Source organism: Ruegeria sp. CG4, assembly GCF_056537185.1.
Map to the genome: position 1 here is coordinate 238527 of NZ_JBQFRB010000006.1, position 14707 is coordinate 253233.

General features: G+C 57.3%; 15 protein-coding genes. 7 read left to right on the forward strand and 8 right to left on the reverse strand.

The window, feature by feature from the left end; translation table 11 throughout:
• Nucleotides 1-63: 63 nt before the first annotated feature.
• The 5 genes from ACR0J2_RS16525 to ACR0J2_RS16545 all read right to left on the reverse strand — a co-directional run bounded on the left by ACR0J2_RS16525 (nucleotide 64) and on the right by ACR0J2_RS16545 (nucleotide 4132).
• Entirely contained in the window at nucleotides 64-669 is a 606-nt protein-coding gene (locus tag ACR0J2_RS16525) for a hypothetical protein (RefSeq protein WP_480813272.1), read from the reverse strand.
• A gap of 354 nt (nucleotides 670-1023) precedes the next feature.
• Nucleotides 1024-1785, reverse strand: a complete 762-nt coding sequence (locus ACR0J2_RS16530; protein ID WP_170617148.1) for an ABC transporter permease — start codon at nucleotides 1783-1785, stop codon at nucleotides 1024-1026.
• Entirely contained in the window at nucleotides 1782-2528 is a 747-nt protein-coding gene (locus tag ACR0J2_RS16535; RefSeq protein WP_170617150.1) for an ABC transporter permease subunit, read from the reverse strand. The genes ACR0J2_RS16530 and ACR0J2_RS16535 overlap by 4 nt, the downstream gene beginning before the upstream one ends.
• Before the next feature lie 9 nt (nucleotides 2529-2537).
• Entirely contained in the window at nucleotides 2538-3302 is a 765-nt protein-coding gene (locus ACR0J2_RS16540; protein ID WP_170617152.1) for a transporter substrate-binding domain-containing protein, read from the reverse strand.
• A gap of 38 nt (nucleotides 3303-3340) precedes the next feature.
• Nucleotides 3341-4132, reverse strand: coding sequence for an ATP-binding cassette domain-containing protein (locus ACR0J2_RS16545; protein ID WP_170617154.1), 792 nt, complete (start codon nucleotides 4130-4132; stop codon nucleotides 3341-3343).
• Between the two features lie 92 nt (nucleotides 4133-4224).
• On the opposite strand from ACR0J2_RS16545, the gene ACR0J2_RS16550 reads away from it, so the two are divergent.
• The 5 genes from ACR0J2_RS16550 to ACR0J2_RS16570 all read left to right on the forward strand — a co-directional run bounded on the left by ACR0J2_RS16550 (nucleotide 4225) and on the right by ACR0J2_RS16570 (nucleotide 9043).
• Nucleotides 4225-4872: a TetR/AcrR family transcriptional regulator gene (locus ACR0J2_RS16550; RefSeq protein ID WP_480441181.1), complete on the forward strand. Its 648-nt coding sequence runs from the start codon at nucleotides 4225-4227 to the stop codon at nucleotides 4870-4872.
• Nucleotides 4869-6053: a pyridoxal phosphate-dependent aminotransferase gene (locus ACR0J2_RS16555; RefSeq protein WP_480813273.1), complete on the forward strand. Its 1185-nt coding sequence runs from the start codon at nucleotides 4869-4871 to the stop codon at nucleotides 6051-6053. Before ACR0J2_RS16550 ends, ACR0J2_RS16555 begins: the two co-directional genes overlap by 4 nt.
• Nucleotides 6050-7654, forward strand: coding sequence for a 5-guanidino-2-oxopentanoate decarboxylase (locus ACR0J2_RS16560; protein WP_480813274.1), 1605 nt, complete (start codon nucleotides 6050-6052; stop codon nucleotides 7652-7654). Before ACR0J2_RS16555 ends, ACR0J2_RS16560 begins: the two co-directional genes overlap by 4 nt.
• 3 nt (nucleotides 7655-7657) lie before the next feature.
• Nucleotides 7658-8440, forward strand: coding sequence for an arginine deiminase family protein (locus ACR0J2_RS16565; RefSeq protein WP_480813275.1), 783 nt, complete (start codon nucleotides 7658-7660; stop codon nucleotides 8438-8440).
• 414 nt (nucleotides 8441-8854) lie between these two features.
• Nucleotides 8855-9043 (forward strand): hypothetical protein, encoded by a 189-nt coding sequence (locus ACR0J2_RS16570; protein ID WP_170617162.1) that lies wholly within the window; start codon nucleotides 8855-8857, stop codon nucleotides 9041-9043.
• A 226-nt stretch (nucleotides 9044-9269) separates the two neighbouring features.
• Here ACR0J2_RS16570 and ACR0J2_RS16575 read toward each other — a convergent pair whose 3' ends face one another.
• Both ACR0J2_RS16575 and ACR0J2_RS16580 read right to left on the reverse strand, forming a co-directional pair.
• Complete coding sequence (locus tag ACR0J2_RS16575; protein ID WP_480813276.1) at nucleotides 9270-10349, reverse strand: hypothetical protein; 1080 nt, start codon at nucleotides 10347-10349, stop codon at nucleotides 9270-9272.
• Nucleotides 10350-10634: 285 nt separating this feature from the next.
• A complete protein-coding gene (locus ACR0J2_RS16580) occupies nucleotides 10635-11144 on the reverse strand; it encodes a hypothetical protein (RefSeq protein ID WP_480813277.1) in 510 nt (169 codons plus the stop codon).
• A gap of 23 nt (nucleotides 11145-11167) precedes the next feature.
• Between ACR0J2_RS16580 and ACR0J2_RS16585 the strand changes: the two genes are divergently transcribed.
• Both ACR0J2_RS16585 and ACR0J2_RS16590 read left to right on the forward strand, forming a co-directional pair.
• A complete protein-coding gene (locus ACR0J2_RS16585) occupies nucleotides 11168-11827 on the forward strand; it encodes a response regulator transcription factor (protein ID WP_170808303.1) in 660 nt (219 codons plus the stop codon).
• A complete protein-coding gene (locus ACR0J2_RS16590; protein WP_480813278.1) occupies nucleotides 11827-13176 on the forward strand; it encodes an ATP-binding protein in 1350 nt (449 codons plus the stop codon). Before ACR0J2_RS16585 ends, ACR0J2_RS16590 begins: the two co-directional genes overlap by 1 nt.
• A 77-nt stretch (nucleotides 13177-13253) precedes the next feature.
• Here ACR0J2_RS16590 and ACR0J2_RS16595 read toward each other — a convergent pair whose 3' ends face one another.
• Entirely contained in the window at nucleotides 13254-14651 is a 1398-nt protein-coding gene (locus ACR0J2_RS16595) for a sulfotransferase (RefSeq protein WP_480813279.1), read from the reverse strand.
• Nucleotides 14652-14707: the final 56 nt, after the last annotated feature.

Sequence of the window (14707 nt, forward strand, 5' to 3'; positions counted from 1 at the left end):
ACGACGCCCTTGCCGCGCTGCCCGGGCCGCATAATTGAATATGGGTCAGTGGCCCGTTCCGATTCAGAACCTGTAGTTCAAGGAAAACGAGAGTGTGGTTACACCCAAGTCTTTAAAGTCACGTTCAAAATCCGAGTACTCAGAATAGACCAACTCGGCGCCGAGCGTTACCTCCTCGCGGATGAAACGTTCATAACCAAGAGACACGAAATAACCATCGCCTTCGCCAGGATTAATATCGCCGCTGGCGTGCGTGTCGAGCTCAGCATAACCGGCGCTGGCGTAGTACATGTTTAACCCGCTGTCGATGCCGCCGCGCGCGCCAAAACGCTTGTACGAACCCAGTTCGAAACCAGGGTCAATGTCCAGATTCGTCCGGGTGTATTGCAGAAAATACCCGATTATGACCTTGCCGAAATCGTAGTCCCAGCCGAATTTCGCGCCGTAGATCGGACCGCTGGAGCCTTCCACGTCGGGGGCATAACCAAGTTCCAAACCAACGGAAAAACCTGTCCAGTCGACGCCGGATGCAGGGAGTACAGCTGGCTTTTGGAACGGTGCCATGACACGGGAAACTTCTGAATCACTCGCCATTGAAGCTGCCGGGTACATCGCAGCAAGGACAAGGGCGACGGCTTGGGTGCGAATAGTCATTTTGATCATATCCATAGCAACTGAATTAACACCTTACCTTAGCGCAGATGCCACGTAATGTTCCATGTGGGACCCTGAAATCCAGAAAATTTGCGGTGGCTGTTGTGTCAATACGGCAATGGTCGCGAAACACAAAAGCCCCTGATACGCTCTGCGTCCAAACGCTCACTCGAATGTCGTGTTGCCGCTGGGTCAGCAACCGTCATTCTTCAAAGAGTTGACCATTCTTCGGTTCTTTCCAGCTGCCTGGAGGTGAGCGGTTGTTTTCTTTGGCAGATCTTTGACGGAAAAGTCTTGGCAAGAAAACTGAAGCAGGCAAAACACTTACCTAACCTAAAGTCGAGTTTATCTGAAAAGCGTCAAAGCGATTCAAACCCCTTCGAACCGCCGGAATGCCAGAGCAATCAGGCCCGCAATCGCCATATAAACGAGCGCAAGCAGCAGCAGTGGTTCGTAGACGATAAAGGTGTCTGCCCGAACCCGGGAAGAAACTGCATAGATCTCGACCACTGTTATGGTCGCCACCAGCGGGGTTGCCTTGAGTTGCAAAATTGTTTCGCCACCCAAAGTCGGCAGCACGTTGCGGACTGCCTGCGGCAACCAGATCCGGCGGAACATGGTGAAACGTGGCATGCCAAATGACTTTGCGGCCTCAAGCTGCCCTTTCGCCACCCCGGAAAACGCGCCGCGCATTACTTCGCCCTCATAGCCCGCGAATGACAAGGTCAGCGCGAGCACTGCATAGGGCCACGCCTGGCGCAGGTACGGCCATAGTTCCGATGCGCGGATCCAGGGAAACTGGGGAAACAGAGAGCCCAGCCCATAATACAGCAACCAAATCTGCAGCAGCAGCGGCGTGCCGCGAATTATGGTGCAGAATACCCGAGCTGGAGTGGCCAGATACCAAGGCCCGACCGCCTGCGCCAATCCAAGCGGCACAGCCAAAAGAAAGCCCAGAACAGTTGTAACAACCAGAAGCCAAACCGTGGTCCAAAGACCTTGCAGTGCCAAGGGCGCATATTTTGGGATCCAGTCCCAGCGCAGCGATAACGCGCACCAGATCACCAATGCCGCAAACAGAAGCATCATAACGATGCGGTGCGGTTGCATCAGGGCTTTGAATGTTGTCATGCGGCGTCCCCTTTCAGCGAAGGTTGACCGCGCCGTGCCCATTTCTCAATTCGGGCAAAAACCACACCCGAAAACAGGGTCACCATAAGATAGAGGAAGCCCGCCGCCAGAAAGAAAGTGAAATAGGCCCGGGTGCTGCTTGCCGCCTGCCTTGTTTCCAAGGTCAATTCACTAAATCCGACAACGGCCAGCAACGCCGTGTCCTTGGTCGCGATGAGCCACAAATTGGCAAGCCCCGGCACCGCAAACCCCATCATCGCGGGTATCGTTACCCGACGCATGATCATGAAAGCTGGCATTCCGTAAGACTTTGCCGCTTCGATCTGTCCCACCGGAACAGCCTTGATGGCACCGCGCAGAACTTCGGTGGCATAGGCCCCCTGCACCACGCCCAACACCCAGATGCCTGCTGCGATACCGTTGATTTCAACCCGGCCTCCGCCGACCGCCTCAGAAATCTTGTTGATGATATCACTGCCGACGTAATAGAGGATCAGGATCAGCACCAGCTCAGGTACCGCCCGGATCACAGTCGTGTAGATAGCGAGAAGGTCGCGTGTGACCTTCCCGCCGTATAGCTTTCCATAGGCTCCGAACAGCCCGATTACCAGCCCCATCCCAAATGCGCCGAAGGCGATCTGCAGCGAATTGGCAAGCCCGCGCAGCAGGTTGCCTCCCCAGCTTGACAGCGACAGCAACTCGGCGCTGGCGCCGAGGCCCAGTGTCTCGAACAGTCCGGTCACAACAGCGCCTTAGTAGATGCTGGTCGTGAAATAGCCCGCGGTGATTTTCTCGTGGGTTCCATCTGCCAGGATCGCCGCGATCCCTTTGTTGAGCGCCTCCAATAGCTCGGTATCGCCTTTGCGCACACCGGCACCAACACCACGGCCCAGGATCGCCGGGTCATCCGCAACGGCACCCTTGATCTCGCAACAGCTGCCATTGTCCGAGTTCACGAAGTCGGCCATGGCAATGCTGTCCGCCTGGGTCGCGTCGATGCGGCCCGCGAACAGGTCCTGATTGGCCTCGTCCTGCGTTTGGTAGACCTTCAGCTCTGCGTCCTTGAAGTATTCCTGCGCGTAAGCCTGATGAATGGTCGAGGCCTGGATGCCGACAATCTTGCCCGCCAGCGACTCCGGGGTCGGTTCAATGTCCATCGACTTGTCCGCCACGATCACCGCCGGGGTGTTGTAGTAGGGGTCGCTGAAATCGATGGTTTTAAGGCGCTCTTCGGTGATCGACATCGAAGCCATGATGGCGTCGATCTGCTGGCCGGTCAGCGACGGGATGATGCCATCCCACGCAACAGGCGTGATCACGCAGTCCAGTTCCGCCGCAGCGCAGACGGCACCGATCACCTCAATTTCCCAGCCGACCCAATTGCCCGAACTGTCGGGTGAGGCAAACGGAGGATAAGGCTCGGCTGCGATGCCGATCTTGACCTGTTCAGCGGCAGCGGCGCCTGAAGTCAGAACGGCCACGGCAGAGGCCGCGGTCAGAAGTGCTTTGAGTTTCATAGGTTTCTCCCTGTTGATATTATTCGGTTTTTTGTGTGCTACCCGACAGAACTGAGGAACTGTTTCAGTCGTTCGGATTGCGGGTTTCCAAAGATCTCGGCAGGCTTCCCCTGCTCTTCAATACGGCCCTGATAAAGGTAGACGACATGGTTCGCGACTTCGCGCGCGAACTTCATTTCGTGAGTGACCAGCAGCATGGTGCGCCCTTCGGCGGCAAGGTCGCGGATCACTGTCAGAACTTCGCCCACAAGTTCAGGGTCCAGCGCTGATGTCGGTTCATCAAACAGCATGGCGGAAGGGTCCACCGCCAATGCCCGGGCAATTGCAGCCCTCTGCTGCTGCCCGCCAGAAAGGTAGGCGGGAAACGTGTCTTCCTTGCCGCCCAGCCCTACCCGACGCAACAATTCGTGTGCGCGTTCGATCGCCTCGGATTTCGGAACCTTCAGGACATGCACCGGCACCTCGATCACGTTTTCCAGAAGGGTTCGATGTGTCCACAGGTTGAACTGTTGAAACACCATCGCCAGCTTGGTTCGGATCCGTTCAATTTGCTTCTGGCTGGCCGGGCTGCCATCAGCCCGCATCGCCACTTCCTCACCGCCAATCACGATCTTGCCTGAGCTTGGCGTCTCAAGAAAATTGATACAGCGCAGCATGGTCGACTTGCCCGACCCCGAGCCGCCGATGATCGCCACGACGTCACCTTGATGCGCGGTCAGATCCACGCCTTTCAGCACCTCCAGATTTCCAAAGGACTTGTGCAAATCCTCGACCCGGATCGCCTCGCGGCGCGTGTCCGTCAGCTGAACTGATGCAGTGGCAGTGTCCATTTTCCGTGACCCCAAAATTCTGATTGCAGTAAGCCGTGAACCTAGTAATTATGCAAGTGTATAATTACAACCGCCAGAAAAAAGGAACTGTCGTGAGCGAAGAGCGCAAAAAATTCAGGCGGGAATCGGCTGAATCCCGGCAGGAGGCGCTGATTCTGGCCACGCTTGAGCTGGTGGCCGAACAAGGCGTGCGCGGGGCGACGGTGCGGGGAATCGCCGAGCGCGCAGATGTCACCCAGGGACTGATCCGGCATTACTTCAGTTCCAAAGAGGAACTGATCGTCGCCGCTTACGAGCACCACATGAACACAATGACGGATCAAACCTTTGCCCCGGCAAACGGCGCGGCGGCCAGCGCACGCGCCCGGTTGATTGCTTTTGTGACGGCGTCTTTGACAGCCCCGGTTGTCGACTCAAGGGCAATCGCGCTGTGGGCCAGCTTTCTGAACAAGGTGCAGCGCGACCCACAGATGAAGGCGACGCACGAACGCACATACGCCTATTTTCGCGACCAACTGGAGGGGCTGATCGCCGCTTCGATGAAAGAAGCGGGCCGCGCCCCCTCTCCCGCCCGCCTGCGTCAACTGGCCATCGCCTGCAACGCGGTTATTGACGGCCTCTGGCTTGAGGGCGGCGCGCTTCCCGATGCTTTTGCGCCGGGCGAACTGGTCGAAATCGGGCTGCAATCCGTTTCCGCCATCATTGATTTGGATCTAACGCAGGAGATTGAGCGCCAATGAGGCTGACAGCAATTACCGAACGGCTGGCCGGTTTGGGCGGCGGGAAATGGGAAGTGCATCTGAAAGCACGCGCTATGGTCGAGGCCGGGGCCGATATCGTGGAAATGACCATTGGCGAACCAGATGTTCCAACCCCAACTGAACTGTGCGACGCGGCAGCGGCCGCGCTGCAATCGGGTCGCACAGGGTATTCCAACGGACGCGGCGAAGCCGGACTTTGCGCAGCCCTGGCCGAGGCCTACACCGCAAGCCGCGGACGCCGGTTTCTGCCAGAGAACGTCCTTTGCTTTCCCGGCACCCAGACCGCCCTTTTCACTGTCATGCAGGGCGTCGCAGAAGTTGGCACCGAGGTTCTGGTGGGCGATCCAATGTATGCCACCTATGAGGGCGTGATCCGAGCGTCAGGTGCCGAGCCGGTGCCGGTGCCGCTACGCCCCGAAAACGGATTTCGGTTGCAGGCAGAAGACCTTGCCGCGCACATTACCCCCCGCAGCAGCGCCATTCTTCTCACGACTCCGCACAACCCGACAGGCGCCATCCTGACGCCCGAGGACGTTCGGAAGATTGGTGAACTCGCGATAGAACACGATCTCTGGATAATATCCGACGAAGTCTACGAGCATCTGATCTTCGAGGGTGCAGAGTTTGCATCTCCCCTCTCTGATCCGGCGCTGGCAGACCGGGTCATTGCAGTCTCTTCGATCTCCAAATCACACGCCGCCCCCGGTTTTCGCAGCGGCTGGTGTGTGGGCCCGGCCGAGTTTTGCACCGCGCTGCTGCCAGTCTCGGAAACTATGCTGTTTGGCAACCAGCCCTTCATTGCTGACATGACCGAAAAAGCCGTGCGCAAGGGGTCATCGGTAGCTGCCGGTATGGCTTCGCGCTTCGCGGCGCGTGCTGCACTGCTGGAAAGCCGTCTGCACACCGAAACCGGGCTGACCGTCCACCGGCCCGATGCCGGCATGTTTGCCTTGGTCAACGTCTCGGCCAGCGGATTGGACGGCGACGCCTATGCCTGGGACCTGCTGGAGCATGGTGTTTCGGTCATGCCCGGCTCTGCCTTTGGCGAAAGCCTCAGGGACTGGGTTCGGGTTGCTCTCACCATTGACGACGACAGCTTTGCCACCGCACTGGACCGCATCGTCGCCCACGCAAACCGCAAGAAACGGAGCGTTGCATGACCAACCAAACTGTCGGCGAAGCGCTGGTCGCCGAGTTGAAGCAAAGGGGTGTCTCCTGTGTTTTTGGCATTCCAGGCGTGCATACGGTCGAGCTTTATCGCGGTCTTGCAGCCTCTGGCATCCGTCACGTGACACCACGACACGAACAGGGCGCTGGCTTCATGGCTGACGGCTATGCCCGTGTCTCGGGGAAACCGGGCGTTGCCTTTGTGATCACGGGTCCTGGCCTGACAAATACGCTGACGCCAATGGCCCAGGCCCGGGCGGACTCAGTCCCAATGCTGGTGGTTTCAGGCGTTAACGAACGCAGCACTTTGAATCGGGGACTTGGCCATCTGCACGAACTGCCCGATCAGCACGCGCTGGCCAAAACTGTTGCGCTGGTTTCCGAGCATGTCGAGCAGGCTCACGACCTGGGCACCGCTCTAGACCGCACTTTTGCCCCCTACTCCACAGGTCGACCCGGCCCAACTCACATCCAGATCCCGCTGGATGTCGCAGGCCTCGCTGCGCAGAGCGCCGTGGCCCCGAGTGCCAAGGCCTGCCCAGCATTGGACCCAACACGGATTCAAGACGCGGCAGACCAATTATCGGCGGCGAAGAAAGTGGTCATCCTTGCTGGCGGCGGTGCAAAAACGGCCGGATCACAGTTGCAGGCTCTGGCAGAACGCCTCGATGCGCCGGTCGTGCAAACCGTGAATGCCCGCGGGTTGATGCATGGTCATCCGCTTACCGTACCCGCCAGCCCCAGCCTGAAGTCCGTCCAAGCACTGATCGAAGATGCCGATTGCGTCCTCGCTGTGGGGACCGAGCTGGGCCCCACCGATTATGATATGTATGCAACTGGGAAAACGGCGGCCATGTCTCGGCTTATACGCGTTGACATTTGCCCACACCAGTTGGCTCGTCACGATGCCGCGATTGCTATCCAAGGCCGCGCTGACGAAGCTATGACCGCGTTGTTGAAAGCCCTGCCCGGCAAATCAAACCAAAACGCAGGGGTGGCCCGCGCCGAAAAGACCCGCGCCGCCGCGTATGAAGAGATCGGTCCGAACTATCGTGCTCAGGTCCAAATTCTGAACGAAATGCGCAATGCAGTGCCGGGCGCGCTGATGATTGGAGATTCCACTCAGCCGATCTATGCGGGCAACCTCTACTACGACCACGACCGCCCCGGCGGCTGGTTTAATGCGGCCACCGGATATGGCGCGCTGGGTTATGGTATACCTGCTGCCATCGGCGCTGCGATCGCCGCCCCGGACGCCCATGTCATTTGTATCGCTGGCGATGGCGGTGCTCAGTTCTCGCTGCCCGAGGTCATGGCCGCAGTGGACGAAAACCTGCGCATCACCTTTGTTCTGTGGAACAATCACGGATACGGCGAAATCACCACCTCGATGGAAGCCGTGGATGTGAAGGTGATCGGGTGCGACCCGACCCCGCCTGAATTTTCCGCCGCGGCTGCCTCGTTCGGCATACCCTACACACGCGTATCACCAGACCCAAGTGCCATTGCGACTGCTCTGGCAGTAGCCAGCGCACAGAATTGCCCCTCCATTCTGGAAATTGACATTGCCGGAAGCAATCCGGATCAGGAGTGACCAATGCGAAATCCGACCTTTGAATTCACCCGTGCCATCACCCGTCGGCCCGCCTCGACCATTGCCGACGGTCTGCGCGCCGAAGACATCGGCAATCCCAGCCTTGACGGTATGCTGGCTGCCCATTCATCTTATGTCGAAGCCCTGCGCAGCACCGGGGCCGAGTTGATTGAGCTTGAGCCGCTCGACGCATTCCCGGATGCCCAGTTTGTCGAAGACACTGCGCTGTGCCTGCCGCAAGGTGCCATCCTGATGCGACCCGGCGCGCCGTCGCGGCTGGGTGAGGTGGCTGAAATGGCACCAACGATCCGTACCTGCTATGACGATGTCCGCGAAATCAAAGGCCCCGGTCACGTCGAAGGTGGCGATATTCTGGTGACCGGACAGGAAATCCTTGTCGGCCGCTCCGACCGCACAGATGCTGCAGGCGTGGCAGAACTGGCCGAGATCGCCAGTGAATGGGGCCACGTCCTGCGCGAAGTCTTCACGCCGGACGGCGTCTTGCATTTCAAAACGGATTGTTCGTTGATGGATGCCGAGACGATCCTGTCGACCAGGCGCCTTGATGCGTCAGGCTGTTTCGAAGGCTACAGAGTCCTGCATGTGGCCGATGGTGAAGAAGCCGCCGCAAATGCTATCCGCTTCAACAACCTTGTTCTTATGGCCGCTGGTTTTCCGCGCACGGCAGAGATGTTGGACAAAGCGGGATATGAGGTTTTCCAGATCGACAACACCGATTGCGCCAAGCTGGACGGCGGCATGTCTTGCCTGTCCCTGCGGTTTTGATCAGTCGGGCAACGCGTCAAGAATAGAGTCTCGGTCCAAGGCACGGTTCTGGCAATAGCACTGGCGGAACTTTCCGCCTGTGTCGGACCCCTATCGAAACGGAGACTACACGGTCGGAGATGATAGCTTCACCATAGGCGACCTCGCGCTGGACTGTGTTTCAATTACCCTCACGAGTAATTAACAGGCGGGTTGTAACAGTCGTAATGGAACTCAGTTTCTCAAAGAAAACCGTCTGCGCACAACAAAATTGCGAGCGAAAAGGACTACCTCAGGTTCTTTGTTTACAACCTGACAACAACATTAACTGAAAGTGAACAATGTATTCTCTATGTGTTCAACCGTTTTCGACCATAGTGGGTTCACTAAGTCGGGCGGAACGAAATGCGTCCGGTTTGATGGAAGGGAACATGCATGGAAAAAACTACCACAGCGATTGCGATGCACACCCCCCCCGCGGCAAAGCAATCATCCAGCGCTGTCGTCTGCAGCGGCGTGTCGAAAAACAAAGATTCGAGCAGCGGTCGCTTCCCTCCTATTGAAAACGCACTCATCAATATTGTGAATAACAAGCGACTGATTGAGGCGATGAGGGACGTCTGAGTTACCGCAGACGATCTCTCGGTTCCCTTGGGTGTCGTCTTCCCCGGGAACAATACGAAGCTAAAGCCCGCTCTGCGCCAGAGCGGGCTTTTTCTTTGCATATTCAGATGTGATCCGAGTTATGTCTTGGCGTTCAGTAGGTGATGGGCCAGCCAAGGGGTTGGAAATGATTTGGCTGGCCCGACCTCTCGCGCCTCCGAATTCGGAAAGGCGCGAAACTCCTGATTTACAACCCCAGCAACGCCTTGACCGCCGCTTCGACTTCATCTGTGACCGGCTTGTTGGCCGCATTCTCCAACGCCTCACGTTCCCTTAGCGTCTGATCCTCCAGCTGGCCCTGCAGGTCCTCAACTTCAGAAACAGCGTCGTCGAAATTGCTTGCAGCTTCCTGTTCGGCTGCTAGCTCGGCAGCGGTGTCCCTGGACTCCTGCAGTTCGGCATTCGCCTCGTCCAACTGCGCTTCGATATGGGGGTCTGTACCCCCGGCGTCGGCAAGTTCCTGTTCCAATTCCGCCACGCGCTCTTCATCCGCGCGCACATCAGCTTCGGCCGCTTCGAGATCATCTTCGATTTCACCTATGGGACGTGAAGGCGGTTCCAGCCCGTCCAGAAGATCTTGGGCGTCTTGCAGGTCGTCGCGCAGTTCGTCTCCTTCCAGAACCGTATCGCGGTATGTTGCAATACGACCGACACGCGAGTTGGGCGCGGCATTTTTCAGAGCGGTCTCACTGGCGTGAGCAGCATTCAACGCACCCAGTTCAGAGGGGTGTGCGCCCAGAATTTCAGCCCATGACTCGTCTTTTTTGCGGGACAGAGGCCGAACGGATTTTGCAACCTGCACGGTAGACTCGGTGCTCCGCGCCACGCGCTGCGATTTCCGCTTGGGTTCTTCTGTTCGGTCGCTGGATTTCTTGCCCGTGAACAAATCTTTCAGAGAGAAATTGCTGCTCTTTGACGTGTTCGATTTCCCGCTTCCCGAAGCGGACTTTCTGCCACCTGTCTTCCCGGCGGACTTCTTGCTGCCGCCTTTGGAAGTCACTTTGCCTTTGGCGTCTTGACCCTTTCCGGCACCTTTGTTCCCCTTTCCGGCGCTGTCGTTGCCCTTGCCGCCACCTTTGCCACCACCTTTACCGCCGTCGTTTCCGCCGCCTTTTCCTCCTCCTTTGCCGCCGCCATTTCCACCACCTTTTCCTTCTTTCGCATAAGCAATGTCGGGAAACGTGAACGTCGCGACGATCGCGGTTGACCCAATCAGGGAGATCGCGACTGCCGAGGCTTTAAGCAGACCGGAAAATTTGGTTTTCATAACGGACCTCACGGGCTCAGTGTTGCTTCAGGCGTCAACATTTCGTGTTGGACGCAAATGTATTTGACCCCATTTGACCATATTATGGTTGAACTCACGCCTAACTGCTGGTTCATCACCAGTTCACATTGAAGCCGGTAGAGTTTGAGTATGTTTGTGCGGCTAAGACTTTCAGGATTGGGGAACCTGCTTGCAACTGCGGGATTGATTACCTGTTTTTTGACAGGTGATGGCAACGCTGCTGTGCGCGAGCTTGAACAATCCGAATTGCGGCACGCCACAACATCAGGTGGTGCCATTCGCCTGAAGAGGGTTATCAGAGGCGTTGAAAAGGTTTTCGGCGGAACCCCCGTCGACGCCCGCGCCTTTGAATCCGATAAGGTTTACTATCGTATCCTGGTCAAGAAACCTGACGGGAAGATCATCAGCGTCATCGTGGACGCCCAGACGGGTGTCGTCGTGTCCAACCGGTCTCGCGTCAGCCGCGAGATTACAAATGCAGCGCGGGCGAAACCCGGCAATTCGGCCAATTCCGGTAGCGGAAGCGTGCAGAATACCAATAGCAAAAGTGCCAACAGCGACAGCAGAGGTAATTCCGGCAACAATCGCGGCGGCAATGGAAACGCTGGTGGCAACGGGAATGGAAACGCCGGTGGCAACAGTGGCGGTAATGGCGGCGGCAACGGTGGCGGTAATGGCGGCGGTAATGGCGGCGGTAATGGCGGCGGCAACGGCGGCGGTAATGGCGGCGGCAACGGCAATGGCGGTGGCAAGAAATAACTGATGATCCGTCATCAATTCGCCTGTAGTTTCAAATCATGAGAATCCTACTTGCAGAAGATGAACCGCGCCTGTGCGAGCAGATCAAAAAACTACTGAGCGCCGAAGGTCGGATCGTCGATGTAGTCCATAGCGGGGTTGATGCGCTGCATATGGGGTCGACTGAACCCTACGACATGATCATTTTGGACATCGGCCTTCCGGAACGTGACGGGATTTCCGTTTTGCGAGATTGGCGCAGTGCCGGAATAAAGACGCCTGTTCTGATCCTGACCGCCCGAGACGGCTGGAGCGAGCGGGTGGACGGTCTGGATGCAGGTGCAGATGACTATATGACCAAGCCTTTTCACATGCCCGAACTGGCGGCCCGCGTCCGTGCGATTTTACGGCGACAGAGCGGACAGCTGAACCCGGTCATCGAAATGGGAAGCGTCCTTTTGGACACAAGAAACGGGCGTGTCTCCGTGGACGGAATTCCGGTTGATCTGACCGCACAGGAAATCGCCGTCCTCACCTATCTTGCCCATAACCCCGGGCGCCTGATCTCGCGCACTGAATTGTCGGAACATATCTATGAGTATGACAAGGATCGGGATTCCAACACAATTGCCGTATTTATTACGCGCCTGCGCAAGAAGCTGGGACCGGACCTGATCACAACGGTTCGGGGTCGCGGATACATGATCGATTCTGCCTGATGCTTTCGCTGCGACAACGGGCATTGCTGGGCGGAATATTGTCCGGAGCGATGTCTGTGGGTGTGGGCACGCTGGCGGTTTTTTCCTACATCGATTCCCGGGTTTCCCAGCAGTTCGATACAACGCTTCGGGACCGGCACACACAACTGATCGTTGGACTGAGTGTCACCACCGACAATCCCGAAGCACTGCGTGATCTGATTTTCGATCCGGCATACAGTACTCCATATTCCGGGCGATACTGGCAGGTGACAAGCGAGGCAGGCGAAGTTTACTCTTCGGCTTCCCTTTTCGATGAAACCCTCGCCGAGCCGCAAGATGCACCCGACACAGTTATGCTGTGGAACACCGATGGGCCGGAGAATGAAGCGGTCCGCGGCATATATCAGAAGATCACCTATGAAGATGGCACGATCTGGGGCATCAGCGTCGCTGAAAACCGCGACAAGCTCATCGCGGAACGCCGGGCCGCACAACGCAGCCTAATCCCGGTTTTTGGGCTGGTTGGCCTGATAGGCATCGCCGGTTCGCTGTTGCTGATGTCGGCCATTCTTGGGCCGCTTCGCAAACTGCGGTCAGATGTGGCCCAGCGTTGGGACATGGACGAAGACCTCAGACCGGAAGACTACCCCGAGGAAGTGTCGCCGCTTGTCCAGGACCTCAACCAGCTATTGCAACGCAACCGCGACATCGTCTCCGGGTCCCGCAGGCAGGCGGCTGATCTTGCACATGCGCTGAAGACACCGGCCGCGATTTTGCAGAATGAACTGGATAGTTTGTCCGAGGCCGGGGTGGACATCAAAACCGCACAGGAATCTCTGGATCGGATCGATGCGCAACTTGGCCGCTCTCTGGCGCGAATGCGCGCGATGAACACTGCCGAACTGACCCATTCCCGTACAGACCTGTCAAATTCCATCGACCGGCTTGCAAAGCTGTTTTCCCTGATGGCCGAGCGGGAACAGAAGACATTAAAGGTGGCGACCATTCCCGGCCTGTGGGTTCGAATGGACAAGCAGGACATCGAAGAGGTTCTGGGCAACCTTCTGGACAATTCAATGAAATGGTGCCGGCAGATTGTGCAGGTGACAACGACGCGGCAGGACAAGTTTATCGAAATTCGGATCGAAGACGACGGACCGGGAATTCCCGAAAATGACCGACGCGAAGCGCTTCGTTCCGGGGGGAGGCTCGACACCTCCGTCACCGGCAGCGGCTTGGGGCTGGCAATCGCAGTGGATCTGCTCACGGCATATGGTGCCAGTCTTGATCTGGGCAGGTCGGAAGAACTCGGTGGTCTGAGGTGCAGCATCGTGATCCCATTGGGTTCTCATGCTGGCGCCAGTTGAAGCATGGCGGTCAAGCTTTCGGGAACGGGTAAAATTCGAATTTGCTTAGTTAGCCCTTGGTGCTTAGACCAATTGCTTCAAGCTCGATTGGATGCAACTGCCGATCCGGTGGTGATGGAGTGATCTCTAAGAGCAGCATAGATTTCATGGGCAACTCGCAGTCGCGAAAGTTCAAAGTTATCGGTCCTGACCAGGTCGGGTTTTGAATGAAAATACTGTTCAAAGCTTTGGGTGGCGGGTGACAGCCCAAGCAAGTCATACAAGGTTTCCATGGTTGCCTGTGGGGCGCTGCGCAGGTCGTCCTGAAACAACAAAATGCACTGATCCTTATGCTTCAGAAGCGCCTTGAAGGCGCAGATCCAGTAGTCCAGCCAATAGTCCAGACTATGTGTGTCTTTGCCGACCGGATCGAAGTCCTTGAACAAGAAGGGTTTATGCAGATCCCCGAACTCGAAATGTCCGATATCGGCCATGTATCGGGTTACGAAACTGTCCCGAGCCTGAAGCTTGCTGAAATTGTTGTGCTGGCGAAGCAGAGACTCGGCATGGCATTCCGGTCGCCGAACCGGAACCACGATCCGGCAATCCGGGAAGGATCTGAGCAGATAGGGAATTCGGGCAATGTTCGCGTTATTCTTGGAGCAATAGCGCGTTTTCGGCACGTCATTTGGACCCGCCTGACAGTTTCGCGCTCTGATGATGCAGTTCATGTGCTGTCGCAAAAACTGGTCTGCCAGAGGATCTGTGGCGTCAACGTCCCAAAGTGGAATCGAAGTCCCCCGGTAGCGCTCTGGCCAGAACGCTTTCCAAAGCACTTCCTCGAACGCTTCCGGGCTATCAAGGTCGATCTCCATCCCGTCGCCGTGGGCGCGCTGCTGCCGCCGGACGCCGCGCTGCTGACCGCCGGCTATTTTGTTCCACATAACAGGAGCCGTAATAAATGGCATATCCCGGTACATATGCGTAGCTACTTCGGGCGCATCGTGCAGTGCGTTAAGGACCGCCGTTGTGCCGCCGCGAGCGAGAGAGGTTACGAATACCGGTCGCTGCCCATCCGAAGTGGAAGACCGCCTTACCAGGCGATCTTCTAGCCGCGCGCCCAGTTTCAGCACGGCCGGGCCTGAAAATGCAAGATTATGCACAAACTGGTCGATCGACGAGTACTGACCCCCTTCAGTATCTTCCGAAGCATCGGCACGACGTAGCCAGCTGACAATCTTGACGCCCGCAAAGGCAACAACCGATACCACAACGATGTAATCCAGGCGAAGCATGAGCCCAAGTACCGCTTCACCTGCCACAACGCCCGCCCAATCCGCCGATGCAATCGGCAGACCCGCCGCAGCCAGGGCCAGCGCGATGCGCCATGTCAGATTCAGACCACCCGCCAACAGCTTCAACCCCGCCTGCCTTGCAGCCTTTTCCTTGGCGTCGTCCGAAAGCTGATTGTCAAACAGTGCAGTGACACCCGCCATGCAGGTGCTCACAACGTTTTGGGCCGTGCCTGCAATGTTTGTTAGCCACAGGGCCA